The organism is Mesorhizobium sp. BAC0120, assembly GCF_033542235.1.
GTDB lineage: Bacteria > Pseudomonadota > Alphaproteobacteria > Rhizobiales > Rhizobiaceae > JAWRCU01.
This window is the reverse complement of sequence record NZ_JAWRCU010000044.1, coordinates 1-1,683: the sequence shown is the minus strand read 5'-3', so window position 1 is coordinate 1,683 and position 1,683 is coordinate 1. Positions and strand designations below refer to the sequence as shown.

The window sequence follows — 1,683 nt, the reverse complement described above, 5'->3', positions numbered from 1 at the left end:
CCTTGTATGGGACGTTGGTTGTCAAGAGCAGAGTTTGCCATCGGCTCCTCCTTTCCTTTCCGCTTGCGTTGGCTTTCGAGTGGGGGCGTCCGGCGGCGGGCCGGTGCCGCGCACCCCGACTCGGCGGCGCCGGGCCGTTGACGGATGTCCCCACGCAAGGCGATCAGAGGCGAGCCTGCCATGACGTGGCACCATGCGCGCCACAACCTTGTATTCGATGGATGGTCGAGCCTGTCTCGACCGTCCGACCATGATGCAGCCATGCGCATCAGCGGCGAGGCTCCTCGGAGGCGGGCCCATTCTCTCCCGCGGCATGCGAGCCATGGGGGCCTGCGGGTCACCGCCACCTCGGATCGTCCTGGCGTGCATCGCGCCGAAGCGGATGAGCGCCGAACCTGTGCAAGTCCTCCTGTGTCTTTGCCTTTCCATCGCATTTGCGTCGTTGGCTTAGACTGCCGGTCGCAGCCTGGCCCCTGCCGGCACTTCGCCGACGCTGACGTAGCGCCACAGCGCGATCAGCAGTTTGCGGGCCACAGCGACGATCATCGTCTTGCGGACCTCCCGCGGGGCATGCGCGGTTCGGGCCGTAAACCACTTGGCCAGGGCACTGCCCTTCTGGAACATCAGCCAGCGCCAGGCGAGCTGGATCATGCCGCGCCGCACCCGGGCATTGCCGGCCTTGGCCAATCCCTTCTCGCGTCGCCTTTGTCCGCTTTCGTCCGGCGCGCCGGTCAGTCCGGCATAGCGTCCCACCGCACGCTCATCGCGCAGCGGCCGTGAGAGCACCTCGTGAACCAGCATGTCCGCAGTCTCGACCCCGATCCCCATGACCTTGGCCAGCATCAGGATCATCGGGTGCGTGCCCTGCCGCGGCGCCCGCCGCAGCCGCGCCAACCGCTCCTTCTCGATCGCAGCGATCTGCTCGCGCACGAGCTTCAGCCGGGCCATGTCACGCCGCAGCTCGGCCAGCGTGTTCGGGGGCAGCGCCTCACCCTCCGCCGTGCGCAGCTTGTCCAGCTGCTCCGACGCTTTGCGCCGCTTGACGTTGAAGCCACGCATCCCGAGCCGGACCATCGCCGCCTTCATTCGGTTGATGATGCTCGTTCGCTCGCCGACCAGATGCTCATGCTCGCGGTTCGGCCGGCGCGCGTCCTCCTCCGCCAAACTCGGGATCGCCGCCATGCTGCAGTGCTTGGCTTCCCCGCGCAGCCAGCCCAGGAAGGCGCGCATCAGCAAGGCGGTGTCCAGCCGATCCGATTTGGGCCGCCGATGCTCGCGCGGTACCGGAACGCTGTTCGGGTGGATCACGTGGGCTTCGATCCCATGCGCGCGCAGCCAGCGCGCCAGCCAGAAGCCGTCGCGCCCGGCTTCGAAGGCCACCGCAATCCGCTTGATCGTGCTGCCCGCCTCAGTCGCTTCATCCCGCCATCGAAAAAGCAGCTTCACAAGCAGGTTCTCATCGGCGGCCTGCCGCTTCAGCGGCTGCCGCTCCAGTCCGGGCGCAAGCCCGGCCACCACCCAGCTCTTAAGACCCATCTCGATCACTGCCACCAGCGTGCTATGCTGCTCGAAGACGACGAGAGATCGGCTCAAATCGTTCCGCTTCATGGGACGCTCCATCGCTTGTTTTGGCAAAACGATGGTAGCCCCTCTCGTCGTCGCCCCCATAGGATCTCTCCCCGT

At 66.7% G+C, this 1,683-nt stretch carries 1 protein-coding gene; it reads right to left on the bottom strand.

The annotated features are described in order from the left end of the window. Positions 1-447: 447 nt before the first annotated feature. Positions 448-1,551 (bottom strand): IS110 family transposase, encoded by a 1,104-nt coding sequence (locus SAZ10_RS33490; RefSeq protein ID WP_318613883.1) that lies wholly within the window; start codon positions 1,549-1,551, stop codon positions 448-450. Positions 1,552-1,683 lie beyond the last annotated feature (132 nt).